This is a genomic window from Kurthia sp. ISK08, assembly GCF_046159805.1.
Taxonomy (GTDB): Bacteria; Bacillota; Bacilli; order Bacillales_A; family Planococcaceae; genus Kurthia; species Kurthia gibsonii.
In genome coordinates this window covers 1-25,233 of the sequence record NZ_JBJXHL010000010.1, presented here as the reverse complement: position 1 = coordinate 25,233, position 25,233 = coordinate 1, and the positions used below count along the sequence as shown (strand labels likewise).

Below are 25,233 nucleotides of genomic sequence, written 5' to 3'. Positions count from 1 at the left end.
TTAAAATCAGTTCGATAAAATAGATGTTTAATTAGAAAGAAAAAAGAAATTAGGTGATGATTATATGTTAGGACGTACGCCAACAGAATTTGAATGGCAAGCAATTCAAATGAGAACTTCAAGTGTAGACCGTGAATTTGTTTACGCAATTACGACAACAAAGATTTTTTGTAAGCCGTCATGTCCATCTTGTAAGCCAGATGTAGAACATGTACGCATCTATAAAAATAGTGACTTAGCAATGGAATCAGGTTATTATCCATGTAAACGTTGTAAACCAGGTGGCTTAAAACTAAGTAATCAAGACTGGACGAATCAGATGAATGCTTATATGGATCAATATTATCAAGAACATATCACATTACGTGTCTTAGCAGATGAATTTCATAGTAGCCCCTATCATTTACAACGTGTATATAAAAGTGTAAAGGGTTATACACCAACAGAATACTTACAAAAAGTACGCATTCAGCGTGCAGTGGAGTTATTAAAACACACGTATTTATCAGTTGAAGAAATTGGACATCAAGTGGGATTACATAACACGTCTTATTTTATAACATTATTTAAAAATTTGGTTGGTACAACACCTAAACAATATAAAAAAACGTTAGAAAGTTGAGTGTGATGTTATGTACTATACGGAATGGCAAGCGCTAGAAACGAAATTTTATGTTGCTTGTACAGAAGAAGGGCTGTCTTTTGTAACGAATGATTGGGATGAATTGAATGAATACGCAGATCATCTGATTCGAGATGATTTGAAGTTAGCGCCATTCATAAACCATTTTGAAGCATATGCAAAAGAGCAAGTATTCAAATTGGATCAGATAACAATGGATTTACAGGGAACAGATTTTCAAAAAAAAGTTTGGCAAGAGCTCGTAAACATTCCGTATGGTGAGACCCGTTATTATGCACAAATAGCAGAAGCGATTGGTAAGCCAACTGCGATACGTGCTGTAGCATCTGCAATTGGAAAAAATCCTTTACTCATCGTCATTCCATGTCATCGTGTTATTGGAAAGAATGGTAAACTAACAGGATTTCGTAGCGGTTTACCACTGAAAGAGCGTTTGCTACAACATGAAAAAATTCAAATATAAATGATGAAGGAGGACAGATGATTATAAAATCATTCTGTCCTCTTTTTGTTATGTATGTGATGGATTTGGTATGTGATTAGTGAAAAGTGGTAGCTTGTCTAAATGAATCACATCGCAACGACCAATGGAGTCGCCTTCTACTAAGATACAAGCTTTTGCAACAATTTCACCGCCAGCTTTTTGTACAAGAGCTTCTAATGCTTCAAGAGAAGAACCTGAGCTAATAACATCATCAACAATGGCAACACGTTTATAATTTAAAAAAGCAGCATCCTCATAGCCAATTGCTAAAATCTGAGGTGTCGACGTTGTAATTGAGTTTACTTCATGAATCATGGGTTGGTTCATATAACTTTTTATTTGTTTGCGTGCGACAACATAGCGTGGTAACTGTAACTTCTTCGATAGTTCATAAACAAGTGGTATACCTTTTGCTTCTGCTGTGATAAGTACATCAACATGCGGTAATTTTTCAGCCAGTTTTTGTGCAGCTACTTCAACAAGTTCTACATCCCCAAGTAAATCAAAACTTGCAATTGATAAGTTTTCTTCGATTTGAACGATGGGTAAATGACGTGTAAATCCAGCAATTTGAACCGTATAGGTCTTCATGTGAACTTCTTCCTCTCCTCTTTTAAATTCCAAACACAACGTCAAAAAAGCATATGTAAGGAATAGGAAAATATGGTGCCTATTTAGTTTAATCGCTATAGTCGAATACTTCAAATGATTTTTGTAAGTGGTTTACTTTTTACATGGTATAATAGCACTTACAAAATGTGTATGTGTCAAAGTTATGACAAGATAGACGACTTACCTCTTATTTTTTGCTATGATAATAGACATACATATTTATTTTAGCGTTGAAATATATGAGAAATGACTTGAAATGGAGCCATTCGGGTAGTATACGGAGTAATTCGCTAAATGAAGTATTAAATGACTAAATGAAACAGTGGAAGAAGGAGTATAAAGATGAAAGCAACTTACCCTGACGACAGCTTAGCGTTACACACAGACTTATATCAAATTAATATGGCAGAATCTTATTGGGCGGATGGGATTCATAATCGAAAATCAGTGTTTGAACTTTATTTTAGAAAACTTCCATTTGGCAATGGATACGCTATATTTGCCGGTTTGGAACGTATGCTTGAGTATTTACGAGATTTTAAATTCAGTGAATCTGATATTGCCTATTTACGTGATGAAGTAGGTTATCAAGAAGATTTTATTGAGTATTTGAAAGATCTACGTTTTACAGGTGATGTTTATTCAATGGTAGAAGGTGAGATTGTCTTTGGCAATGAACCAATTGTACGCATTGAAGCGCCTCTTGTAGAAGCGCAATTAATCGAAACTGCTCTCTTAAATATTGTGAACTACCAAACATTAATCGCAACAAAAGCAAGTCGTATTAAACATGTAGCAGAAAATGAGATTGTAATGGAGTTCGGTACACGTCGCGCGCAAGAGATGGATGCAGCGATTTGGGGTACACGTGCTGCTATTATTGGTGGATTTGAATCAACAAGTAATGTGCGCGCAGGAAAACTATTTGACCTCCCTGTCGCTGGAACACATGCACATTCACTTGTTCAATCTTATCGTAGTGATTATGAAGCGTTCCATGCATACGCACGTCGTCACCGAGACTGCGTATTCTTAGTTGATACATTCGATACGTTAAAATCCGGTGTTCCTTCAGCGATTCAAGTTGCAAAAGAATTAGGTGACAAAATTAACTTTATCGGTATTCGTTTAGATAGCGGTGATATTGCTTTTCTATCAAAAGCTGCTCGAAAAATGTTAGACGAAGCAGGATTCAAAGACGCAAAAATCGTTGTTTCAAATGATTTAGATGAATACACGATGTTGAACTTAAAAGCACAAGATGCAAAAGTGGATATGTGGGGAATCGGTACAAAGATTATTACAGCCTATGACCAACCAGCATTAGGCGCAGTCTATAAAATTGTATCAATTGAGGACGAACATGGTGAGATGGTCGATACAATTAAGATTTCTGCAAACGCAGAAAAAGTAACGACACCAGGACGCAAAAAGCTATATCGCATTATCGATCGTGAAAATGGTAAGGCTGAGGGTGATTATATTACGATGTATGATGAAGACCCACAATCAGAAGAGAAAATTAAGATGTTCCATCCTGTTCACACATTCATCTCAAAATTTGTCACAAACTTTGAAGCGAAGAACTTACACACAAAAGTGATTGAACAAGGGGAAGTCATCTACACAAGCCCAACAGTGCATGAGATGAAGCAATATGCAAAAGACAACTTACAATTACTATGGGATGAATATAAGCGTTCACTGAATCCAGAAGAATATCCTGTTGATTTAAGCCAAAAATGTTGGGATAACAAAATGCGTAATATCGCAGAAGTACAAGAAATGATTAAGGTGGTAAATGATCGAATTGGGGGCTTTGAAAAATGACACTTCAACAACAGATTATAAAAGAATTACATGTACAACCAACGATTAATGTACATGAAGAAATTCGTCGTACAATTGATTTTTTAAAGGAATATGCATACAAGCACTCGTTCGTAAAAGGCTTCGTATTAGGTATTTCAGGTGGACAAGATTCAACATTGGCAGGCAAACTAACACAAATGGCTGTGGATGAATTGAATGATGAAGCAGGTGAACAGCGCTATACGTTTTATGCAGTACGCCTTCCTTACGGTGTACAAGCAGATGAATCAGATTGTAATGATGCGCTTGCTTTTATGAATCCAACACAGGTTTATACAGTGAATGTAAAACCAGCAGTAGATGCAGGTGTTCAAGCTTTAGCAGACGCAGGTATTACATTATCTGACTTTATCAAAGGAAATGAAAAAGCACGTGAACGCATGAAAGTCCAGTTTGCGATTGCGGCTGCGAAACAAGCAGTTGTCATTGGCACAGACCATGCGGCAGAGGCAGTAACAGGTTTCTATACAAAGTACGGTGACGGTGGTGCAGATTTAACACCTTTATGGCGTTTGAATAAGCGTCAAGGTCGCGCGATGTTAGCGGAACTCGGATGTCCAAAACATCTATATGAAAAAACACCAACTGCCGATCTTGAGGAAAATCGTCCTTCTCTGCCAGATGAGGTAGCGCTTGGCATCACATATGATGAAATTGATGATTACTTGGAAGGTAAGGAAATTCCAAAAGCAGCACAAGAAACACTTGAAAAGCATTATTTACGCTCACAACATAAACGTCATCTACCAATTACCGTGTACGATGATTTTTGGAAATAGTATGTTCGTGTAGAATGAAAGAGACCGTACAAAATTAAGTACGGTTCTTTTTTTTATGTGAAAAGTTTCGATGATTTTTTTCTAATAGATTTCATTTTTGACGAAAAAAAGTCACATGAACTTTCATCTTATTTCACAATTGACCGTTAGAGTATAAAGTGAATGAAAAAAAGGAGTGGAAAATATATGAAATATCGTTTAGGAATTAGTGCATTAATTGCTATGTCATTATTAACGGCTTGCGGAAATACAGAAGATGAAGCGAAGAAAGAGGAATCACCAAAGACAACTGCTTCAACAACACAAACTGAAAATCAAACAAAAGATTCAAATGGTACAACTGTAGTGGATGGCATCACATTAAAAGAGCCAGCGAAAGATGAAGTGTGTGCATTTTGTAATATGACTGTTTATCAAAAGTCGGATGAAATGGGCGCATTTACAGCTCAAGCTGTCGACAAAGACGGGAAGAATTTATTCTTTGATGATGCAGGTTGTATGTTAAACTATGAAAGAAAGCACGACGTAACACTTGATAAATATGTGAGAAACTACGATGATAAGAGTTGGATGAAACTTGATGATGCAGTTGTTGTCAAAGGCGACATTAAAACACCAATGCATTATGGTTTTGCTTACTTCAAAGACGATGCAAGTGCAAAAGCTTTCACAGACAAACATAAAGGTGCAAAAATCGTAAAAGTAAGTGACATTGATGATGTAGCACACGAAAAGTACAAAGCAGCCAATGGTGGCGGTCACCACGGTGATAGCAAAGAAGACCATAAAGACAGCGAAGAACATTCAGATAACAGCGGTCATTAAGTAAATAATACATGAAGTGGAGTTGTCCTTTTGGGCAATTCCCCTTTGTAGTTAATGGAGGCACCAATATGAAATGGCGTTTTTTACTCGTTTTTTTCATTAGCCTAATTGGCTTTTCAGCACAAGCCCATGCTGAATCACTACAAAAACAAATCGACAAAACGCCAAGCGGAGGCACGTTAAAACTATTTGATCGTGTGTACCGAGAACAGGCAACGATTCGTAAGCCGATTACGATTGTCGGTGGTGAAAAAACACTGCTGAAAGCTGGCTATGATAAGACAGTATTAACAATCGAAAACACAAAAGATGTCACCCTTAAAAATTTGAATTTTTCACGTTCTCAGTCTGCCATAGATGTGAAGAAATCTTCACAAATACATATTGAGAACCTGAAGATGGTCTATATGTTCAGCGGTGTAAACATTCGAAACTCATCGGATGTCCACGTAAAAAACTTTAAGATGCGTGGTATTGATGGACAGTATGCAGATAAGGGGACAGGGATTGCGGCATATGATAGTAAGCGCATTAATATCTCCGATAGTGACATTACAGAAGTGCTAGATGCTTATTATTTAGAACGTGTAACAGGATCACGAATCATTAATAATATTGCTACATTTAGTCGCTATGGTCTTCACTATATGTACGGAAAAGATATTTATGCAACAGGAAATACACTTGAAAATAATGTGACAGGAATTATGCTCATGATTGCAAAAAATGCATTATTAGAGAAGAACAAAATCCAATATCAAAGTGATTGGAATAGTTCAGGTTTTACACTTTATAATGCAGAGAATATCGTGACGAAAAATAATGAATTAATCGGGAATCGAACAGCGATTTCAAGTCAAAATATGAAAAAATCAACGATTCTTGATAATACATTTTTAACGAATCAAACAGCAGTTGAATTCACAGGGTCTTATAAAGAGAACGAAGTAGAGCATAATGATTTCCTGGGGAATATCGTGAACATTCGTTCAGATGGTACAGCGAGTAATATTGTCGGAAACTACTATGATGATTATTCTGGTTTTGACATAGAAGATGATGGTATTGGCGACTCAAAATATGTAGCACTTCAAAGTTTTGGACAGTGGATGGTACGTGAACCTGCTTACCAATACTACATTGAATCACCAAGTGTTGTACTACTGAATCAGATGGACCAACAAACAAATAAGACAGAAACAAGTCAATTAGTGGATGAAAAACCACGTATGAAATCCATTACAGAATTTGAAACAGATCGCCCAATGAAAATTTGGCTCATTATTTTAGGTGGTATTTTATTTATTGGTAGTCTTTATGGCTGGAGAAGGAGTGTTAAAATATGAAGAAAAAATGGTTAGGCGCACTTTTAGCAACAAGTCTCTTATTAACTGCTTGTGGTAATAAAGAATATGAAGCAAAAGAAATTAATAAACAAACAGACATTTGCAAAATCTGTAACATGAGTTTAGCGAATGAAAAATACGCTGGACAAATCGCTTTGAAAAATGGCGATTATGAAATGTTCGATGATCTCGGTTGTTTAATGGATTACTATAAAACAATGAACAAAGATGATATTGGTGAAGCATTCATTAAAGATAATGACAGTGACGAATGGTTAGACGTTGAAAAATCAACATTCGTTTACGATAAAAAAGTACCAACACCAATGAGTTATGGTGTCATTGCATTCAAAGATGAAGCAGCAGCAAAAAAATATGTTGAAAAGAATGGCTCTGGAAAAGTAATGAGCTTTGACGAACTAAAAAGCTTTAATTGGGGAGCGTAATCCATCATGAACCAACTTTTTATTAAACTAGAATGGAAGCAGATGCTCCGCAGTCGCTGGATGCAACTTGTCGGTGTTCTGTTCATTCTAGTCTTTGCAGCAATTGCATTGATTCAACAACTCGCATTACCTGTTGATGGTTTTACGAGACAAACAGCAAGCTTTTTAAATCTATTACTTTTCTTACTACCACTATTCATCTTAACAATCGGTAGTATGAGTGTGGCGAGCGATGTGGAGTCAGGATGGTACTCACTCCTAAAAACATATCCTCTGTCACTTGGAAGTTACATTTTCGGTAAATACATCTCCATTGTTTTATCGTTCTTCTTAATCTTAATCCTATCGTTTGCAGTCGTATTAATTATGAGTGGTATTGCAGGTTCTGTGCAATTACCTTTAGTATTCGTTACACTCTCAATCCTACTCGTCTTAATTTTTGCAGCAATTGCCGTACTATGCGGTGTCATTGCAAAAAACCGACTACACGCACTGTCTCTCTCACTCGTTGTCTGGGCAGCTGCACTGCTATTAATTTCATATTTATTAATGGCAATCGGTACATTCGTATCAGGTAAATTAACGTTAACATTAACGATTATTATGATGCATTTAAACCCTGCAGAATGGATTCGCTTCGGTTATTTCCTATTCTCTGGACAAACAACTGCTTTAGGACCTGCTTTCTTTGACTTTACAGAATTCTATAATTCTGTTTTTGGTTATCTAATCTATATGGTTGTTTGTGTTGCTTGGATTTTAGGTCCCCTACTGTTTGCACAGTGGATTCTATCTAGAAAGGGGAAAGCAGAATGATTGTAAAAGGTATTGATGTCAAAAAAGTCTATTCCTCTAATAATGGTTTACATGGCATTAACTTTGAGTTAAATAGCGGAAGAATTATTGCTTTAGCAGGTGGTAACGGTGCGGGTAAAAGTACGCTAATTCGCTTATTAATCGGTCAAGAAGATTTAGAGTCAGGCGAATTACAATGGGAAGATGGCGTATCGATTAAGTACATGCCAGATGACGTAAACTTCCCACAAACGTTAACAGCGTATGAAATTTTACAACTACTTGCGCATCTGAAAAAATTACCAAAGTCTGATGTAGAACAAGTATTAAAGCGCGTTGGTCTATGGGAATTTAGAAAACAGCATGTGCGTCAGTTCTCTAAAGGGATGCGTCAACGCCTGAACTTAGCACAAAGTTTACTAGGTGATGAAAAATTACTCATCTTAGATGAACCAACGAACGGACTGGATCTATTATGGATTGCAGAGTTAAAACAAATCTTACAAGAACAAAAAGATTTAGGTAAGACGGTTTTATTCTCTACACACTTACTATCATTCGCAGAAGAATTGGCAGACGATGTACTTCTACTACATGATGGTGAAGTGTTAATGAATGGTCCTTTAGAAGAGGTATTAGCTCAAGGTGAAGCTGAACACTTGGAGGAACTTTTCATGCGTAAAATCGGTCTTATTCGTGCGCAAAACAAAAAATACTAAGTTTGTTTCACACAGGATGAATGTTCTAGGTGGAAAGAGGGAAGATGTGACATTTGGAGCGCATCTTCTCTTTTTTATAGAATAAAGACATCAAAAGTATATTTTAATTCGTTTTCTTGCGCTTAGATTGACGAAAAATGAAAATAACTTCAAAATAGAAGTAATCAGTAATATTAGGAGGAATATGGATGGAAGCACAACATAAATTACAAGCAGTCATTGAAAACATCGAGAAAGTGATGATTGGTAAAAAACATATTGCCGAATTAAGCCTCGTTTCTTTACTAGCCAAAGGGCATGTATTACTAGAGGACGTGCCAGGGGTAGGTAAGACAGTCATGGTTCGTGCTTTAGCGAAGTCACTTAGTGCGGAATTTAAGCGTATTCAATTTACACCCGATTTACTTCCTTCTGATGTTGTCGGTGTTTCAATTTATAATCCGAAAGAGATGGAATTCCACTTCCGTCCTGGTCCAATCATGGGGAATATCGTACTTGCCGATGAAATTAACCGAACATCACCTAAAACACAATCTGCTTTATTAGAAGCGATGGAAGAAGCTTCTGTCACAATTGATGGTGAAACAGTCGATATTGGTCAACCGTTCTTTGTCATGGCGACACAGAATCCTGTGGAGTATGAAGGGACGTATCCATTACCAGAAGCACAACTCGATCGTTTCCTATTAAAAATGAAAATGGGTTATCCAACAAAAGTAGATGAGATTGAAGTGTTAAGACGAGCAGAGGGAGAAAGTCCACTTAAAAATCTACAAGCAGTGATTACGATTGAAGAATTGATTGGTCTTCAAAAACAAGTGGATGAAGTAGCTGTATCAGACTTATTAAAAGAGTATATTGTATCGATTGCACAAGCGACACGTGAACATACAGCCATCTATTTAGGAGCAAGCCCTCGTGCTTCGATTGCTTTAATGAAAGCTTCACAAGCTTATGCGCTTTTAAAAGGAAGAAACTATGTGACACCAGACGATGTACAATATTTAGCACCATTCGTATTCTCCCATCGTCTTCTTTTAAAACCAGAGATTCGTTATGAAAACTTAACAGCAGAGGATATTGTAGCACGCGTGTTAGCAAGTGTTCCTGTACCTGTTGGAAAGACGGAAGCACGATGAAATCGAGGTTAAGACGAATTACATCGTCTGTCACACGTATGTTACTCGTCCTATTACTTGTGCTAGGCAGTTTATTATTTGCAACGATTCAAGGAGGATTCGTGTTATGGTTTGTGTTCTTTATGGTCATTCCATTTGCACTGTATTCCTTCCTTGTCTTTTTAACGCCAATTGGTCATATGACAGTCGAACGAAAGGTTTTAAATAAGCGTTTTGTAGAAGGTGACGCACTAAAAGTTCAAGTCACATTAAAAAGACAATCATGGCTTCCCATCTTGTTCATTGTTGTACAAGAAATGGAACCAAAAGGTGCCTTTGCTGAACTACAGACACGTGATTTACACAAGTTATTACCGATGGGCTTTAAGCGACAAGTAAGTTGGAGCTATACCGTTCCAAAACTAGCGCGTGGTCGCCATGAATTAGAAGGTATTCAAGTACAAGTAGCCGATGTATTAGGGTGGATTCAAAAGACGAAATACATTGAAGCGAAAAAGACGTTGATTGTCTATCCGAAAGTCGAGAACATGTCCTTCACTAGACGATTCTCACAAGAACAGGGAATGCTAGGTTATACATCACAAAAACAACCGCAGCAGTCAACAATGGTTGCAAGTATTCGAGATTATGCCCCAGGAGATCGTATGGCGTGGCTTCACTGGTCGAGCTTTGCCAAAACTGGCATGCTCTATACGAAAGAATTTGAATATCAACAATCAGATGATGTATGTGTTGTGTTAGATACATCAAAAGGTGCGAATTTTGAAGGGCAGATTTCGTTTGTTGCTTCACTTATGCAAGCGGCACATCGCCAAAAGGAGCCTGTTTGTTTTTTAGGAGCAGGAGAACACCGCTTCTCATTAGCTGAGTTTCGTTCAGAGAATGATTTGGAGCAATTGATGTATTATTTGGCGACAATTGAACCATCAATTTATGAGCCGAAGAAAATCTATGGACATGATGAATTAGTTCGTAGTTCAAACGCACTCATGCTCGTTACATCACAGTTAGATGTGGATTGGATTGATTTATTAAAGATGAATGCCACGCGCGGTAGTAAACCAATCATCTATGTCGTAAAACCAAATGATAAAACAACATGGAAAGCTGATCCAGTTGTTGAGTATCATGCTGAAAAAGCAGGTATTCAAGTTGTCTATGTAGAACGCGGACGCTTTTCTTTAGTGGGTCAGGAGGGTAGATATGGAGAATAAAGATTTGTTGAAGTGGAGTAAGCTGCTCTTTTTATATGTACTTATTTTCTTTATGTTACGAGAATGGTTACTACCCGTTATGGAATTGACGAATACAGGTCATTACGGTTTATTAATGTTATTTATCGTTATTTGCTTAGTAACAAATATTGCGCACGTACATACAGGTATCTCTGTTGGAATTAAAGTCGCCTATATTATTTGGTTTATGTTATACATACAAAAGCCACAAGACGGACCATTTATCCAGAGTATAACAGAAAGTATGCGTGCACTTGTTACAGGTAACTGGACAGATATGTCAGATGGATTTAAAACGATGCTCTTCTTAATTTTATTATGGATGACCATTTATTTAATTCACCATTGGTTGACGATTCGACGTTCTATTCTATTTTTCTTCATTTTAACTGTACTTTTTTTAGCACTCATTGATACATTTACAAAATATAATGCGGATGCAAGTATTATACGCACGATGATTTTAGGTTTCTTATTGACGGGCTTATTATTCACAGAGCGACTGATGAGTGAAAATAAAATGAAGCAAACGATTGGGAACTATTTAAAACTACTGGTTCCGTTATTTTTATTGATTGGTGTGAGTGCGGCATTTGCTTATGCAATGCCAAAACAAAAAGCAGCAACAAACTTACCAGAGCCAATTGAAAATTTAGTAAAGTGGACGAATGCTAATATTAATACAGTTGGTAAAATTGGTTATGTTGAAAATGACGACCAACTAGGGGGAGACTTTGAACGCGATAGTACACCGGTCTTTCAATACACTGCAAAAGAACCGCAGTACATGCGTGTAGAATCGAAGTCTTACTATACAGGACGAGGTTGGAAGAATGCACAGGACGAAATTCTTGTCTCTACATTTGACTATGGTGAAGCGATTAAAACATCAATTCCAGGCGGTAAGAAAAAGAATGAATTAGATATGCGAGTGAAGATGGATAAGAAATATAGCTTCCTTGTACAACCGTATGGAATTAAAGAAATCTTACGCAGTAATGAAAAGAACAATCAATTTTATATCGAGTTAGATTCAGGTAAGATTCGTGCAACGAAAGGTAAAGATCGTAAAGTCGTTGATTTATTAAGCTATGAATATGTTTATACGAAACCAATCTATAAACAAAAAGAATTAGATGCATCACGCATGCAAATGATTGCAAAAGACACAGGTATTACACCGAAAGAGAAAAAAGAAAATTTACAAGTTCCTGCAACCTTGCCAAAACGAGTACGCGACTTAGCAACAGATATTACGAAAGACGAAAAAAGTGTATATGATAAAGCAAACGCAGTGGTCGATTACTTTAAAACATCGGGGTATCGCTATTCAAATATAAATGTCGGTTATCCAACAGGTGATGAAGATTATGTTGATCGCTTCTTATTCGACACAAAAGTAGGGTATTGTGATAACTTCTCGACTTCGATGGTCATGATGATGCGCTCAATTGGTGTACCAACTCGCTGGGTGAAAGGATTCTCACCAGGCGATAAAACCGCTTCAACGGAAGTATTAAAGGATGGTATGAGCCAATATAGTGTAACGAACAATAACGCACACTCATGGGTAGAAGTCTACATTCCAGAAGTTGGTTGGATGCCATTTGAACCGACAATCGGTTTTGAAGGATTCGATGAACAAGTCGAAGAAGAAACGACACAAAACGAAGCACCTGCGAAAAAAGAAGAAGAAAAGAAGCAGGAAGAACAGAAAAAGCAAGAAGAGCAAAAGAAGGAACAACCAAAGAAAGAGCAAGAAACGAAAAAAGAACAACAACCAAAAGAACAAAAAGCAACAACAACGAATACGAATAATTGGTTACCAATCGCATTCAGTATTAGTGTCATAGTACTAGCAATTGTCTTATTCTTTACACGTCATCGCTGGTATGTGAACTTGTTCATCTGGTATTACAATCAGAAAAAACCACCAATTGAACAAGCTTATCGTGTACTACTTCGCCGACTAGCGCGTCATAATCTACTTGTGAGAGAAGACGGTGAAACACTAGCAACATTTGCAAAACGAGTGGATCAACAGCTCCGTACAGAAGATATGTCGAAATTGACAAATTTAATGGAACGACGCTTATATGATCCGAATGCTGATTCGGCTAGATGGGATGAATTTAAAGAATGTTGGAAAAATTTAATTAATGAAACAAGAGGTTGATTTTAAGCCTTACTACAGTTAAACTAAGTGCAAAGTATAATAATTGAATTACCCTCATATATGTTCGATAATATGGTTCGAATGTCTCTACCGAGTTGCCGTAAATAACTTGACTATGAAGGTGGATGAACGGTATATATAGAGGCTTAGTAAATCATCTTTTATGTGAAGTGAGGACGCGTGGAAAATAGTGATATTTTCATACGCGTTCTTTTCGAATCAATTGAGATGAACTACATCCGTCCTACCGTATGAGTACGTAATCAATTTAACTATTAATGAAGAGGTGGAACTTTTGTCAGCAAGTACAAATTTAATGAATCAAGAGAAGATTGTTGTTCTTGATTTCGGTAGCCAATATAATCAATTAATTACACGTCGTATTCGTGAATTCGGTGTATACAGTGAATTACACCCACACACAATTACAGCTGAAGACATCAAAGGCATGCACGCTACAGGGATTATTTTCTCAGGCGGCCCAAACTCAGTTTATGGTGAAGGTGCATTCAGCATTGACCCAGCTATTTTCGAATTAGGTTTACCAATCTTAGGTATTTGCTATGGTATGCAATTAATGGCACATACACTAGGCGGTAAAGTTGAAAAAGCAGGTAACAGTGAATACGGTAAAGCTGAAATTAAAATTTTACAAGAGAATGCATTATTTGCAGACCTTCCAACAGAACAAGTTGTATGGATGAGCCACGGTGACCTTGTAACAGAAACACCAGAAGGCTTCACTACAATCGCAACAAGCGAATCTTGCCCAATCTCTGCAATGGCAGACGAAAGCCGCAAATTCTATGCAGTACAGTTCCACCCAGAAGTACGTCACTCTGTTTATGGAAACGACTTACTACGTCACTTCGCATTAGACATTTGCCAATCAAAAGGCGACTGGTCAATGGCGAACTTCATCGAAGTAGAAATCGAGAAAATTCGTGAACAAGTTGGCGACAAAAAAGTACTTTGCGCACTTTCAGGTGGCGTTGACTCATCAGTTGTAGCGGTATTAATCCACAAAGCAATCGGCGACCAATTAACTTGTATGTTCGTAGACCACAACTTAAACCGTAAAGGTGAAGTTGAACAAGTAATGAAAACTTTCACTGAAGACTTCGACATGAACGTGATCAAAATTGATGCACGCGAACGCTTCATGAACAAATTAAAAGGCGTTTCTGACCCAGAGAAAAAACGTAAAATCATCGGTAACGAATTCGTTTACGTATTTGACGAAGAAGCTTCAAAATTAGAAGGTATGGACTTCCTAGCACAAGGAACACTATACACAGACATTATTGAATCTGGTACAGCTACAGCTCAAACAATTAAATCACACCATAACGTTGGTGGTCTTCCAGAAGACATGCAATTCGAATTAATCGAGCCATTAAACACACTATTCAAAGACGAAGTACGTCAATTAGGTCTTGAATTAGGTCTTGATGAAAAAGTAGTATGGCGTCAACCATTCCCAGGCCCTGGTCTTGGAATCCGTGTACTTGGCGAAGTAACAGAAGAAAAATTAGAAATCGTTCGCGAATCTGACTTCATCCTACGTGAAGAAATCGCAAAAGCTGGCCTTGACCGCGACATCTGGCAATACTTCACTGTATTACCTGACATTCGCTCTGTTGGCGTAATGGGCGACCAACGCACATACGATTACACAATCGGAATCCGCGCTGTTACATCAATCGACGGTATGACATCTGACTGGGCACGTATCCCTTGGGACGTATTAGAAAAAATCTCAGTACGTATCATAAACGAAGTAGACCACATCAACCGCTGCGTGTATGACATTACATCTAAGCCACCAGCAACTATTGAGTGGGAGTAATTAGCCGCAACAAAACAAAGGACAATGCACCGCAAGCTCGCTTGCAAGTGCATTGCCTTTTTTTGTTGGAACGACGAAGTCGTTCAGTGCGCATAAGCGCACGGCTAATCTGCGACGAGGATGCGTAAGCACCGCAGGAGCACAAGAACTTTAATAAAGCCTATACCTCGCAAGAGGTGTAGGCTTTTTATGCTATAAAATAAGAAGTCCCCCCTCCCAACCGCCCAAACTATATTTCCCCTTCCATTCATATTATAATAACAGTGTAAAGCTTCATATTGTAAAGCATCATATTTTAGCGATTCATCTCATTCCAGAGATTTATTTGAGCGCATGCTTTCATAGTATGTTTTCAACTAAATCGGGAATCATTATAGAAAGGAGGCTAATCTATGTCTGTCTATAAGCAATTACTTGGTGAGGATTTTGAACGATTGCATCCGATGTTACAACACCGCTATCATACAGCTCCTGGTGAAACATTCCGCGCAAAAGGGGTGATGTCGACGGTGAAGCATGGGAGTCCGTTACTTATGCCTTTTTACTATGCAGCGCCGTTGATGGATTTTTTATTTCCAGAGCAGGGCTCGAATGTGCCATTTGATATGATGTACGAAACGGTGGATCAGGGGAATGGTATTGTCGATATGAATTGGTCGCGTAATTTTTATTTTCCAAAGAAAACACGTGCGTTCAACTCGACAACACGTATTGATTTGAATACGAATACAGCTTACGATTTACTCGGAAAACCCGCAATGATGCGTTCGAATTTATTATTGAATGTTTCAAAAGAGGGCAAACTCATTACACGCACGAATGCCCAACACTTATTTGGACTCGTGCCACTTCCTTCTTTTTTCAAAGGACAAGCGATTGTTGAAGATGGTTATGATGATGAACGTGGTGTATATACCGTTCATGCGACAGTGTTTAACGATCTACTCGGTACGATCATGATGTATGCGGGTGAATTCGAAGAAATAACAGAATAGAGATTAGCTTTTTATATAAAACAAAACCCCTGATTTTTTTAAAATCAGGGGTTCTTCTATGTGACGACAAAATGTCGCGTGTATTCAATTCAAGGCATACTGACCTGAGTACGGCTGCCAAACAGAGACAGCTTACAGTCGTCTTTCGACACAATTGCGTAGATTCAGGATTTACTTGTACGCCTAAATCTATAGTAGCACCGCGAAAAGTAAGCGTCAATTTTTTTGCGTAGGGATGTAAAAATAATTCTGAAGTCGTCCGCTCGCTTTAAATTGTTGGAATACCCATTCGAGTGAAGCGGGATGAATCGGTGATTTTTTTCGTATGCGATCTTGTAAGTGGTAGTCTGGAAACGGATTACGACGATAGCGTAATCGTTGATAGAGTAAGTTCGCAAACAAATCGGCTGTACGAACTCCGTAGCTATCACGTGAGTCTAAATACTCGACTTGCACATGTCTTACTTTCTCTGTTAAAACAAGTTCCGTCGCAAGATATTCCTCTAATTGATGCATATTCATGAGTGACACATTTCGGTTATCAATATTTAGATGTAAGTGTTCTTGATCGCGTGCGTCTAACTCTTTTAATTGAAGTAAATATTTCACGAAAAAATTGAATGTACGTGCATCATTTTCTCGGAAGACATCTTTTACATGACGATTATCAATCACAACATAGGATACAGTAATATCCGTTTTTTGAATGAGTTCCGAAATAAAATAATGCTTCATAATCGGTGTGAGTTCAGAGCCTTTTGGTTCGCGTGGATTGCGAACATGCGTTGCAAAATAGTCAGCAAATGTACGACGTAATTTTTTCATCGTGCGACGATATACTTTTTTCAATTGTTCAGGGTCATGAGTATGCACGAAGCAAATGATGAAATACACATCACGCATATTACTAGCGTGTGGCTTATTCTTTGAAATTGTGCCTGACTCATCTAAATAAAACATCGTCCCACCCCCGAAACCGAGCTACTTTTCTTTATTGTAAATCATCTGTTTGGAAAAAGAAAATAATGGTCTGTGCTAAAGAATGTACTGAATTTGGAGGTTGCGCACTTTGCATCCCTCCGTCACAATGAATAAGTATGTGTTCACTATAACATGAAGAAAGGAGAGAATTCGATGCGTGAAAGATTAGAAGAGAGACAAGCTACTTTTTATTTTATTGTATTAGGATTTGCATTCATCTATGGTTACTTTTTTCAAACGAGTAGTAGCTTATTAGAGCAGTGGATTCCATTTGTTTTAGCTATCTTACTGTACAGTATGTTTTCACAAATTCCATTCTTTACAAAGTATGATTTCCGCGTGAATTTACGTTTTTTCTTTGCACTTTTTGCGGTGAATTTTATCGTTGTACCGCTTGTGGTGTACGGGCTCGTTACGTTCTTACCGACTGAACCTGCTTTACGACTAGCTGTTTATCTCGTATTACTTGCGCCATGCGTAGACTATGTCATCGTATTTACGGCACTTGGTCAGGGTGATGCCAAACAGATGTTATTTGCGACGCCTTTTTTACTTATTCTTCAGCTCATCATTTTGCCATTTGAACTATGGTTCTTTGTTGGAAGTGAAGCTCTTGCGCTCATGCAGTGGAAACCCTTCCTCACATCATTCTTATGGATTTTCGTATTACCACTATTTGTGGCAGTAACAATCCAATATTGTTTGCGATTCGATTCACCCATTCGTAAGATTCAACAAGCCTCTGCATGGTTACCTGTGCCGACGATGGCTTTGACAATTTTTGTGATTGTCGCGCCCCAAGTACAACGCATGGCAAATATGAAGGAAGAAATTTTCGCAGTGATTCCGATTTATATTGCATTCATAGTGATTATGCCAGTCTTATCTGTCATGATTGCACGGTTATATCGTTTGAAAAAGCCAGCAGAGCGAGCATTAATTTTTAGTGGTTTTACACGTAATTCATTAGCTGTCTTACCATTAACATTTGCTTTGCCACCTGCGATGCAAAGTTTAGCAATGACGATTATTCTGACGCAAACGGTTTGTGAATTGGTCTTTGAATTAATTTATATTCGACTTGTTCCCAAATGGACATAAAATAGAACATTGACATAAAGCGGAAATCCCTTGTAAAATAAACTCAATCACTAGCGCATACATGTATGGGCTAGCTAAACGGACGAATGATTGATAAAAAAAGTTGTGAGGGAAGCTGTATGCGAAATAATGCGAACACGAAAACAATCGGTACAACCATTGCATTTGTTATGACACGTATTTCTGGCGAAGTCGAATGCGCATTACGTGTACAAGAAGACGTTACTTCTAAGCCACCAACAACAGAATCGAAATAATCGCATGAGGGAGAATCGAGCAGACAACTGTTGCTACCTTCTATTTTGTCGTGAACAAAATAGGTAGGACAGGTCTGTCTGCTTGTGGGCAGAAGTCCATATTCAAAAGCATGACGATTATTTCTACTTAAAGGACTGTCTTTCGTATAAACACGCAGTAAGGCGAATACTGCGCGTTTATAGAAGGGACAATCCTTTTTTTCTGTTTCAAAAAGGTTTGAGAAGATGACATCTATCGGATGTACAAAGATTGATTTTTGAGGGGGAACAGACATGGAACAAGTAAAATACATTCCATCGAAATTTAATGCATTAACAAAAACAGAAGACGGCGGCGTAATTGTCTACAACAGTTACACAGGCGCCATCGTTAATTTTGACGAAAAAGAACGTGAAGAAGTATTAACAGCACTAAAGCGTCAAGGATCACCAGCGCTTGATACAGAAGTAAAGCAAGCTTTATTCGACAATGGTTTTATCGTAAAAGATACAGTAGATGAGTTAAAACGTGCTGATTTATTACACCAAACGATGCACCGTACAGATATGCTGCACTTAATCTTAATGACAACAGAGCAATGTAACTTCCGTTGCCGTTATTGCTATGAGTCATTTGCAAAAGGTAAGATGACAGACGAAACAAAAGCAGGTGTGAAAGCTTTAGTAAAAGAGCGCGCGGGTACACTAGATAACTTACACATTAGTTGGTTCGGTGGAGAGCCGCTATTAGAGTTAGGAATTATCGAAGAGTTATCGAAAGAATTCATGGCACAAGCAGAGCAACATAATATTGATTATTCAGCAGACGTGGTAACGAACGGTTACTTTTTAAATCGTGAAACATTTGAAAAGTTACTATCATGGAATGTATCACAATACATGGTGACAATTGATGGTGTTCAAGCAGTGCATGATGCGCGCCGTCATATGATTGGTGGACAAGGAACGTTTGAAAAAATCGTTGAGAACTTACAATCATTACGTGATGTAGAAGGCGACTTCAATATGACAATCCGTATTAACTTTGATGAAGATAACTTACGTGAAACAGAACACCTAATTGATTTCTTAAAAGAGCACTTTGCGAATGATTCACGTTTTGGCGTATTCTTCCGTCCTGTTGGTCGTTGGGGTGGTCCGAACGATGAAGAAATTCCAACTTGTACGCATATTACAGCGAATAAGAAAATCTGGGAGTTCACAGAAACAGCGATGGATAAAGGTCTTGCGATGAGTAACATGGTTGAAGGTGCATTGAATCCGACAGCAGCAGTATGTTATGCAGCAAAACCGAACGCGATGGTTATCGGTTCAGACGGTCAATTGTATAAATGTACAACGGTTTTAGATGAAGAAGTAAATAAAGTAGGTAAAATTCAAGCAGACGGTACGATGGATTTAGACTACGATAAAATTGCTTCTTGGTTACTATCAGGTGAAGAAACAGATACAGTATGTCAATCTTGCTTCTTCCGTCCAGCGTGTCAAGGGAATCACTGCCCATGGTATCGTGTCGTATCAGGCGAACGTCCATGTCCTTCAGAGAAAAAGAACATTAAAAAAGTATTGAATCTTGTTTGGAAGAACAGCTTACAAACAGTAGAGCAATAATTGTTCGAATGGATTTGAGAGGAGGTGAGACGAATGCGCGTATTACGTCCAGCAACAAAACCTGTGAAAAACGTAAAATCAGGTCGTATCATGAAAACTGTACCTGGTAACTTAAACTAATGATGAAAAAAGAGGAGACGCAATCACATGCGGCTCCTCTTTTTTATTGATATACAAGTAGTTGTTGAGATGCTAATTTACTACCGCCATGAAAGCGACTTCCTAGCTGTTGGTAACGCTGAATAGTTTCAATGTGCTGTTTTGTAATACGCTCACCTTTCATAATGAGTGGAATACCAGGGGGATATGGAGTAACGAGTTCAGCACTTATTTTTCCGGCAGCATGTTCAAATGTTACATAGTATGTTTCACCCTTTAATTCATGAAAAGATCGTGCTAATTTTTGAGTTTCTTCTATATATATGTTTTTTTCTTTTTGAAGTGGCTCACCTTTTTCAAATGAACAGCTTTTAATTCGTTTCAACGTATCAGTATAATCCGTTACTGCCAGTGGAAGTACGAATAATACATTAAAAGGATCAGCTAGTTCAGAGAAAATACCTTGTTGTTCAAAAAGAGCTTGTAGTGCATAACCGCTTAATCCTGTTGTTGATTGAATCGTTACTTTTAATGGATCGAGTGAAGATGCTTCTAAAACACGAATACCTTCAATCTTTTGTAGAGACTGACGGAATTCTTGGATATTTTCTAAAATTGCCTGTACATCTTGTAAGTTGGCTAAATAATAACGAGCTAAATCAAGTGAAGCCATAATCGGATAAGAAGGGCTACTTGATTGGAGCATACGAAGGTAGCGTTCAACTGATTGTTTGTTAATACGTTCTGTTCCGATGTGAAGATATGAACCCATCGTCATCGCAGGTAACGTTTTGTGCGCTGAATGAACAACGATATCTGCGCCGAATGATAGTGAACTTTTTGGAAAACCTTCTAATTGAAAATGAGCCCCATGCGCCTCATCGACTAAAATGAAAAGCCCTGCTTCTTTTGCAGTGTGAATTACATCTTCAATCGCATCCGAAAATCCATAATAATTTGGATACGTCAGAATGATGGCTTTCGCTTCTGGATAAAGTTGAGTCGCGCGTTCAACAACTTTCTTTGTTAATAAGGTAGGGAGTTGTCCATCTTCATGAAAAGCTGGAGTTAAAAAGATAGGTTCTGCTCCTGCAAGTTCTAATCCATTCAAAATCGATTGATGGCAATTACGCTGAACAAGAACGGTATCGCCTTGCTGACATGTCGCTAAAATCATCGCTAAGTTTCCCACCGTTGAACCATTTACTAAAAAATAGCTTGCTTCTGTTTTGTACAAGTCACGCAGTAATGACTGTGCTTCTTCAATACATCCCTCTGCATCATGTAAATCATCAAGTCCTGTAATTTCGGTTGCATCAATTTTTAGCAGTGTCTCATAGATAGATTTTGCAAAAGAAGGGAAGAGCATACCATTTTTATGTCCAGGCACATGAAAACTAATCGGCTGCTTCGCATTGTGTTGAATAAGTGCGGTGTAAAGTGGTGTCTGTTGTTGATTCATAAGCTAAAAAATCTCCTTTTTATTCATTAAATCCACTATAACAAAAAAATCTGCATCTATTTTTATCTTTTTTCTTATTATGTTGCTTAGATAAATTGAAAAATAAAATAGCCTATAATTTATTGTAAAAACAAAGTCATATCAACATTCTAATGTTTTTAGGTCTTATATCATAATAATGATATATTATTTTAATAATTAATTCAGTTCTTTATATAACTTTTAATACATGGTGGTCATTTAGCTGTGATATTTCTGTAACTTTTGTAATAAAAAATCATGTTAATCTATTATCAGCTTCAGAAAAGGAGCGAAAAAATATTAAAAATCAGCAAGAACATAATAGAGAGAACAAATATAAAAATTAAACAAAAGGTGGAAATGAATATTATGAAATCATTAAAAACGTTAGTATTAGGTACAACAGTAGCAGTTGGTGTTGCAGGCTTTGCAGCAGGAGCAGATGCTAGTGCGCACACTTCATATAAAGTACAATCAGGTGATACATTATCAGGTATCTCTCAAAAATTTGGTAAAGACTATTCATTCGTATCAAGTATCGCTTCAGCAAATGGAATTTCAAATCCAAATTTAATCCATGTAGGAACAACATTAGTAATCCCTGATGGTACAACAACAGTAAGAAAAACAGCTCAACCTGTTCAAAAACAACAAGTACAACAAGTACAACAATCATCAACATATAAAGCACCATCTCAACAAAAGCAACAAACAACTTACAAAGCGCCAGTACAACAAAAACAACAAGCGCAAACACAAACAAAATCATATCAATCAACACAAAAAGCACAAACAACACAAAAAGCAAGTAATGCATCATCTTATCAAGGTTCATCATCTTCAGCGAAAGCTTGGATTGCACAAAAGGAATCAAGCAACTCATATGATGCACGAAGCGCAACAGGTAAATATATTGGTAAATACCAATTAGATAAATCTTACCTAAACGGTGACTACTCACCAGCAAACCAAGAACGTGTAGCGGATAACTATGTGAAACAACGTTATGGTTCATGGGAAAAAGCAAAACAATTCTGGTTAGCAAACGGCTGGTACTAAGATTTTTTAAAACAGTGAATTAAAGAGGGACTGCAATTGCGGTTCCTCTTTTTTAGTGTAAAGTGATAAGAAAGGAGAGGATGATAAGATGAATGAACCAAAATTACCACAACATTTAACAGAGACAACATGGGATCGTATCTTAGCGCAAGAAGAGTGGGAAGCAGAGCAGTGTTTAATAGAGAGTATTAACTTCGAAGAAGATGAAGCTTGCGATCTTCGCTTTGTACAAGTCATCATACGAGATTGTCGTTTGAATAATAGTTCCATTAAAAGATTAAATGCTTTAGATGTTCGATTTGAAAATTGTGACTTATCCAATGTAGATTTTTCAAAGTCTTCGATTCACCGAGTTGTATTTGAACGTTGCAAATTAGTTGGAACGATTTTTCAAGGGTCAAGTTTGGGGGACGTAACATTTGAATCGTGCAAAATGAATTTTTCGTTATTTAATGAAACAAAGTTAAAGCATGTATTATTTAATCAATGTGATTTGGAACAATCTGATTTCTATGCAGTGACACATCAATTTTTACAATTTGAACAATGTCGCTTGTCAGGTTTACAGATGCAGCAAACAGATTTAACTACACTTGATTTACGATCTTCACAATTCACACATTTGACTGTTGATTTAGAACGTTTGAAAGGTTGTCGTGTCAATATGGAACAGGCATTAATATTAGCCTCTTTATTAGGTATTCGAATTGAGTAGATAACAAAATTTGATATTCGTTTTATAGATAAAGAGATTTACAGTGACAGAAAACACTTTATTCACGAACTATTATTAATTAGTTATTGAAAATGTTCGTAAAAAGTATTGCAAATTGAAAAATACAGTGCTATATTATGAATGTAAATTAAATAACGTCGTCGTATAAAACTGAGAATAAGGCTCAGAAGTTTCTACCAAGTTACCGTAAATGACTTGACTACGATTGAATAGATTATTCTATTCATACTATGGATACATAGAATCGTAAGTGTACGACTGTTAAAAGTTGTGCACTTTTTATTTTTGACGACATTCGGAGGATTTAATCATGAAAAAGTATTTCCAATTTGAAGAACTTGGCACGAATTATCGCCGAGAAATCATTGGTGGAGTTACAACATTCTTAGCGATGGCATACATATTGGCGGTTAACCCAAATATTTTAGCCGCAGCTGGAATTGATAAAGGAGCTGTATTCGTCGCAACAGCATTAGCAGCGATTGTCGGTTCGCTTATTATGGGTATTTTAGCGAAGTATCCAATCGCATTAGCACCAGGTATGGGATTAAATGCATTCTTTGCTTTCGCTGTAGTAGGAGCATATGGTATTCCATGGCAAACAGGTTTAACAGGTGTATTCTTCTCAGGTATTATTTTTATTCTTCTTTCATTAACAGGCATTCGTGAAACAATTATTAATGCCATTCCAGTTCAATTAAAATATGCGGTATCAGCTGGTATTGGTTTATTCATTACATTCGTTGGTTTAAAAGGTGCGGGAATCGTCGTTGCAGACAAAGACACGATTGTTACATTAGGTGATTTTACAAAAGGTGACACACTTCTTGCAGTTGTTGGAATTGTCATTGCAGTCATCTTAATGGTTAAAAAAGTTCCAGGAGCTATTTTTATTACAATCATCGCTTCAACAATTATTGGTATGATTGCTGGCGTAATCGAAGTTCCAAAATCAGTTGTATCATCAATTCCAAGTATCGCACCAACATTCGGTGTTGCACTTGACCCGATTTTACATGACTTCTCGTCACTATTAAATATTCAATTCTTAGTAGTTGTTTTAACATTCTTATTTGTAGACTTCTTTGATACAGCTGGTACATTGATGGCTGTAGCAGATAAAGCAGGTCTTGTGAAAAATAATAAGTTACCACGTGCAGGTCGTGCATTAATGGCAGATGCATTAGGTACAACGGTAGGTTCAGTATTAGGTACATCAACAACAACTGCTTATGTAGAGTCAACAGCAGGTGTGGCAGCAGGAGCGCGTTCTGGTTTTGCAGCAGTAGTAACAGCAGCGTTATTCGCAGTATCACTATTCTTTTTCCCAGTACTCGATGTAATCACATCGGCAGTAACAGCACCAGCACTAGTTATTGTAGGTATTCTAATGGTAAGTTCATTGAAAAATATTGAGTGGGATCAATTCGAAATTGCTGTACCAGCATTCTTAACAATGCTAATGATGCCTTTAGGTTATAGCATTGCCTCAGGTATTGCGGTTGGTTTCATCTTCTATCCATTAACAATGTTATTAGCAGGTCGTCGTAAAGAAGTTCACTGGATTATGTACATCTTATTCTTTGTCTTCCTAAGTTACTTCATCTGGGTACGATAATTAAACAACAAAGCTATTTGGTTGGTTCTTAGAAAAGAATCAATTAAATAGCTTTTTTTATTTGAAATAAATTGTTGACAGTTATTCGTTATAGAGGTATAGTAATACAAGTGCTTTTCAAACAGTAATGTTTAAGAAATTCACTTTTAAAAAAAGTTGTTGACTTATAAATAACAACCGTTTATAATATTAAGAGTCGCTAACAAAGACGCTTTAAATAACTAAAAAACATTTTAAAAAAAGTTGTTGACAACTTAAATGGAAATGTGGTAAGATATTTTAAGTCGTCACAAGAAAACGACGAAATAACATGAACCTTGAAAACTAAACAAGCAAGAAGATAATCACAAACAAGTCTTATCACGTTAAGTGG

Annotated in this window: 23 protein-coding genes and 2 riboswitches; of the genes, 20 read left to right on the top strand and 3 right to left on the bottom strand. The window is 37.2% G+C overall.

Going from position 1 to position 25,233, the window contains the following annotated elements; translation table 11 throughout:
• The first annotated feature begins 64 nt into the window (after nucleotides 1-64).
• Both ACKVQX_RS14020 and ACKVQX_RS14015 read left to right on the top strand, forming a co-directional pair.
• Nucleotides 65-622, top strand: coding sequence for an Ada metal-binding domain-containing protein (locus ACKVQX_RS14020; RefSeq protein WP_068450667.1), 558 nt, complete (start codon nucleotides 65-67; stop codon nucleotides 620-622).
• A gap of 10 nt (nucleotides 623-632) precedes the next feature.
• On the top strand, nucleotides 633-1,106 hold the full coding sequence (locus ACKVQX_RS14015; RefSeq protein WP_285215483.1) for a methylated-DNA--[protein]-cysteine S-methyltransferase: 474 nt from the start codon (nucleotides 633-635) through the stop codon (nucleotides 1,104-1,106).
• A gap of 48 nt (nucleotides 1,107-1,154) precedes the next feature.
• On the opposite strand, the gene ACKVQX_RS14010 is transcribed toward ACKVQX_RS14015, so the two are convergent.
• Nucleotides 1,155-1,718, bottom strand: coding sequence for a phosphoribosyltransferase family protein (locus ACKVQX_RS14010; protein WP_068450672.1), 564 nt, complete (start codon nucleotides 1,716-1,718; stop codon nucleotides 1,155-1,157).
• A gap of 363 nt (nucleotides 1,719-2,081) precedes the next feature.
• On the opposite strand from ACKVQX_RS14010, the gene ACKVQX_RS14005 reads away from it, so the two are divergent.
• The 12 genes from ACKVQX_RS14005 to ACKVQX_RS13950 all read left to right on the top strand — a co-directional run bounded on the left by ACKVQX_RS14005 (nucleotide 2,082) and on the right by ACKVQX_RS13950 (nucleotide 15,915).
• Nucleotides 2,082-3,569 carry a nicotinate phosphoribosyltransferase gene (locus ACKVQX_RS14005; RefSeq protein WP_068450674.1) on the top strand — a complete coding sequence of 496 codons (1,488 nt, stop codon included), beginning with the start codon at nucleotides 2,082-2,084 and terminating at the stop codon, nucleotides 3,567-3,569.
• The gene (nadE, locus tag ACKVQX_RS14000; RefSeq protein WP_087680602.1) at nucleotides 3,566-4,390 is read left to right on the top strand and encodes an ammonia-dependent NAD(+) synthetase; all 825 of its coding nucleotides are present in this window, start codon (nucleotides 3,566-3,568) and stop codon (nucleotides 4,388-4,390) included. Before ACKVQX_RS14005 ends, nadE begins: the two co-directional genes overlap by 4 nt.
• A 186-nt stretch (nucleotides 4,391-4,576) precedes the next feature.
• Nucleotides 4,577-5,215 carry a nitrous oxide reductase accessory protein NosL gene (locus ACKVQX_RS13995; protein WP_082701339.1) on the top strand — a complete coding sequence of 213 codons (639 nt, stop codon included), beginning with the start codon at nucleotides 4,577-4,579 and terminating at the stop codon, nucleotides 5,213-5,215.
• 68 nt (nucleotides 5,216-5,283) lie between these two features.
• Complete coding sequence (locus tag ACKVQX_RS13990; RefSeq protein WP_068450677.1) at nucleotides 5,284-6,561, top strand: nitrous oxide reductase family maturation protein NosD; 1,278 nt, start codon at nucleotides 5,284-5,286, stop codon at nucleotides 6,559-6,561.
• Nucleotides 6,558-7,007, top strand: a complete 450-nt coding sequence (locus ACKVQX_RS13985; protein ID WP_068450678.1) for a nitrous oxide reductase accessory protein NosL — start codon at nucleotides 6,558-6,560, stop codon at nucleotides 7,005-7,007. The genes ACKVQX_RS13990 and ACKVQX_RS13985 overlap by 4 nt, the downstream gene beginning before the upstream one ends.
• 6 nt (nucleotides 7,008-7,013) lie before the next feature.
• On the top strand, nucleotides 7,014-7,823 hold the full coding sequence (locus tag ACKVQX_RS13980; protein WP_068450679.1) for an ABC transporter permease: 810 nt from the start codon (nucleotides 7,014-7,016) through the stop codon (nucleotides 7,821-7,823).
• Nucleotides 7,820-8,521 carry an ABC transporter ATP-binding protein gene (locus tag ACKVQX_RS13975; RefSeq protein WP_068450681.1) on the top strand — a complete coding sequence of 234 codons (702 nt, stop codon included), beginning with the start codon at nucleotides 7,820-7,822 and terminating at the stop codon, nucleotides 8,519-8,521. The genes ACKVQX_RS13980 and ACKVQX_RS13975 overlap by 4 nt, the downstream gene beginning before the upstream one ends.
• 188 nt (nucleotides 8,522-8,709) lie before the next feature.
• Nucleotides 8,710-9,660, top strand: coding sequence for a MoxR family ATPase (locus ACKVQX_RS13970; RefSeq protein WP_068450683.1), 951 nt, complete (start codon nucleotides 8,710-8,712; stop codon nucleotides 9,658-9,660).
• Entirely contained in the window at nucleotides 9,657-10,874 is a 1,218-nt protein-coding gene (locus tag ACKVQX_RS13965; protein WP_409136433.1) for a DUF58 domain-containing protein, read from the top strand. Before ACKVQX_RS13970 ends, ACKVQX_RS13965 begins: the two co-directional genes overlap by 4 nt.
• Nucleotides 10,864-13,071: a transglutaminase domain-containing protein gene (locus tag ACKVQX_RS13960; RefSeq protein ID WP_285215480.1), complete on the top strand. Its 2,208-nt coding sequence runs from the start codon at nucleotides 10,864-10,866 to the stop codon at nucleotides 13,069-13,071. The genes ACKVQX_RS13965 and ACKVQX_RS13960 overlap by 11 nt, the downstream gene beginning before the upstream one ends.
• Nucleotides 13,072-13,105: 34 nt before the next feature.
• Nucleotides 13,106-13,207, top strand: a riboswitch (purine riboswitch).
• Between the two features lie 180 nt (nucleotides 13,208-13,387).
• On the top strand, nucleotides 13,388-14,920 hold the full coding sequence (gene guaA, locus ACKVQX_RS13955) for a glutamine-hydrolyzing GMP synthase (protein WP_121178177.1): 1,533 nt from the start codon (nucleotides 13,388-13,390) through the stop codon (nucleotides 14,918-14,920).
• Nucleotides 14,921-15,312: 392 nt separating this feature from the next.
• Complete coding sequence (locus ACKVQX_RS13950; RefSeq protein ID WP_121178165.1) at nucleotides 15,313-15,915, top strand: DUF4166 domain-containing protein; 603 nt, start codon at nucleotides 15,313-15,315, stop codon at nucleotides 15,913-15,915.
• 216 nt (nucleotides 15,916-16,131) lie between these two features.
• Here the strand turns inward: ACKVQX_RS13950 and ACKVQX_RS13945 are convergent, their stop codons facing one another.
• Nucleotides 16,132-16,875 (bottom strand): DUF3800 domain-containing protein, encoded by a 744-nt coding sequence (locus ACKVQX_RS13945; protein ID WP_409136432.1) that lies wholly within the window; start codon nucleotides 16,873-16,875, stop codon nucleotides 16,132-16,134.
• A gap of 174 nt (nucleotides 16,876-17,049) precedes the next feature.
• Here ACKVQX_RS13945 and ACKVQX_RS13940 point away from each other — a divergent pair, with 174 nt between their 5' ends.
• From ACKVQX_RS13940 to ACKVQX_RS13930, 3 genes are all read left to right on the top strand, one after another.
• Nucleotides 17,050-17,997, top strand: a complete 948-nt coding sequence (locus ACKVQX_RS13940) for an arsenic resistance protein (RefSeq protein WP_409136431.1) — start codon at nucleotides 17,050-17,052, stop codon at nucleotides 17,995-17,997.
• Nucleotides 17,998-18,116: 119 nt separating this feature from the next.
• Nucleotides 18,117-18,254 (top strand): hypothetical protein, encoded by a 138-nt coding sequence (locus ACKVQX_RS13935; RefSeq protein ID WP_165442702.1) that lies wholly within the window; start codon nucleotides 18,117-18,119, stop codon nucleotides 18,252-18,254.
• A gap of 273 nt (nucleotides 18,255-18,527) precedes the next feature.
• Nucleotides 18,528-19,865, top strand: a complete 1,338-nt coding sequence (locus ACKVQX_RS13930; protein ID WP_068450716.1) for a radical SAM/SPASM domain-containing protein — start codon at nucleotides 18,528-18,530, stop codon at nucleotides 19,863-19,865.
• 163 nt (nucleotides 19,866-20,028) lie between these two features.
• On the opposite strand, the gene ACKVQX_RS13925 is transcribed toward ACKVQX_RS13930, so the two are convergent.
• Nucleotides 20,029-21,426: an aminotransferase class I/II-fold pyridoxal phosphate-dependent enzyme gene (locus ACKVQX_RS13925; protein WP_409136430.1), complete on the bottom strand. Its 1,398-nt coding sequence runs from the start codon at nucleotides 21,424-21,426 to the stop codon at nucleotides 20,029-20,031.
• A gap of 390 nt (nucleotides 21,427-21,816) precedes the next feature.
• Between ACKVQX_RS13925 and ACKVQX_RS13920 the strand changes: the two genes are divergently transcribed.
• From ACKVQX_RS13920 to ACKVQX_RS13910, 3 genes are all read left to right on the top strand, one after another.
• Nucleotides 21,817-22,506 carry a LysM peptidoglycan-binding domain-containing protein gene (locus tag ACKVQX_RS13920; RefSeq protein WP_325922891.1) on the top strand — a complete coding sequence of 230 codons (690 nt, stop codon included), beginning with the start codon at nucleotides 21,817-21,819 and terminating at the stop codon, nucleotides 22,504-22,506.
• 88 nt (nucleotides 22,507-22,594) lie between these two features.
• The gene (locus tag ACKVQX_RS13915; RefSeq protein WP_087680576.1) at nucleotides 22,595-23,221 is read left to right on the top strand and encodes a pentapeptide repeat-containing protein; all 627 of its coding nucleotides are present in this window, start codon (nucleotides 22,595-22,597) and stop codon (nucleotides 23,219-23,221) included.
• Between the two features lie 141 nt (nucleotides 23,222-23,362).
• Nucleotides 23,363-23,464, top strand: a riboswitch (purine riboswitch).
• Nucleotides 23,465-23,552: 88 nt separating this feature from the next.
• Nucleotides 23,553-24,860, top strand: a complete 1,308-nt coding sequence (locus tag ACKVQX_RS13910) for an NCS2 family permease (protein WP_068450726.1) — start codon at nucleotides 23,553-23,555, stop codon at nucleotides 24,858-24,860.
• Nucleotides 24,861-25,233: the final 373 nt, after the last annotated feature.

Bases quoted from the DNA above. Each gene is read 5' to 3' on its own strand.
- ACKVQX_RS13920 (WP_325922891.1), top strand. From the start codon at position 21,817: ATGAAATCATTAAAAACGTTAGTATTAGGTACAACAGTAGCAGTTGGT.
- ACKVQX_RS13975 (WP_068450681.1), top strand. From the start codon at position 7,820: ATGATTGTAAAAGGTATTGATGTCAAAAAAGTCTATTCCTCTAATAAT.
- ACKVQX_RS13945 (WP_409136432.1), bottom strand. From the start codon at position 16,875: ATGTTTTATTTAGATGAGTCAGGCACAATTTCAAAGAATAAGCCACAC.
- ACKVQX_RS14020 (WP_068450667.1), top strand. From the start codon at position 65: ATGTTAGGACGTACGCCAACAGAATTTGAATGGCAAGCAATTCAAATG.
- ACKVQX_RS14005 (WP_068450674.1), top strand. From the start codon at position 2,082: ATGAAAGCAACTTACCCTGACGACAGCTTAGCGTTACACACAGACTTA.
- ACKVQX_RS13970 (WP_068450683.1), top strand. From the start codon at position 8,710: ATGGAAGCACAACATAAATTACAAGCAGTCATTGAAAACATCGAGAAA.
- ACKVQX_RS14010 (WP_068450672.1), bottom strand. From the start codon at position 1,718: ATGAAGACCTATACGGTTCAAATTGCTGGATTTACACGTCATTTACCC.
- ACKVQX_RS14015 (WP_285215483.1), top strand. From the start codon at position 633: ATGTACTATACGGAATGGCAAGCGCTAGAAACGAAATTTTATGTTGCT.
- ACKVQX_RS13935 (WP_165442702.1), top strand. From the start codon at position 18,117: ATGCGAAATAATGCGAACACGAAAACAATCGGTACAACCATTGCATTT.
- ACKVQX_RS13960 (WP_285215480.1), top strand. From the start codon at position 10,864: ATGGAGAATAAAGATTTGTTGAAGTGGAGTAAGCTGCTCTTTTTATAT.
- guaA (WP_121178177.1), top strand. From the start codon at position 13,388: ATGAATCAAGAGAAGATTGTTGTTCTTGATTTCGGTAGCCAATATAAT.
- ACKVQX_RS13985 (WP_068450678.1), top strand. From the start codon at position 6,558: ATGAAGAAAAAATGGTTAGGCGCACTTTTAGCAACAAGTCTCTTATTA.
- nadE (WP_087680602.1), top strand. From the start codon at position 3,566: ATGACACTTCAACAACAGATTATAAAAGAATTACATGTACAACCAACG.
- ACKVQX_RS13980 (WP_068450679.1), top strand. From the start codon at position 7,014: ATGAACCAACTTTTTATTAAACTAGAATGGAAGCAGATGCTCCGCAGT.
- ACKVQX_RS13965 (WP_409136433.1), top strand. From the start codon at position 9,657: ATGAAATCGAGGTTAAGACGAATTACATCGTCTGTCACACGTATGTTA.
- ACKVQX_RS13950 (WP_121178165.1), top strand. From the start codon at position 15,313: ATGTCTGTCTATAAGCAATTACTTGGTGAGGATTTTGAACGATTGCAT.
- ACKVQX_RS13910 (WP_068450726.1), top strand. From the start codon at position 23,553: ATGAAAAAGTATTTCCAATTTGAAGAACTTGGCACGAATTATCGCCGA.
- ACKVQX_RS13915 (WP_087680576.1), top strand. From the start codon at position 22,595: ATGAATGAACCAAAATTACCACAACATTTAACAGAGACAACATGGGAT.
- ACKVQX_RS13940 (WP_409136431.1), top strand. From the start codon at position 17,050: ATGCGTGAAAGATTAGAAGAGAGACAAGCTACTTTTTATTTTATTGTA.
- ACKVQX_RS13990 (WP_068450677.1), top strand. From the start codon at position 5,284: ATGAAATGGCGTTTTTTACTCGTTTTTTTCATTAGCCTAATTGGCTTT.
- ACKVQX_RS13995 (WP_082701339.1), top strand. From the start codon at position 4,577: ATGAAATATCGTTTAGGAATTAGTGCATTAATTGCTATGTCATTATTA.
- ACKVQX_RS13925 (WP_409136430.1), bottom strand. From the start codon at position 21,426: ATGAATCAACAACAGACACCACTTTACACCGCACTTATTCAACACAAT.
- ACKVQX_RS13930 (WP_068450716.1), top strand. From the start codon at position 18,528: ATGGAACAAGTAAAATACATTCCATCGAAATTTAATGCATTAACAAAA.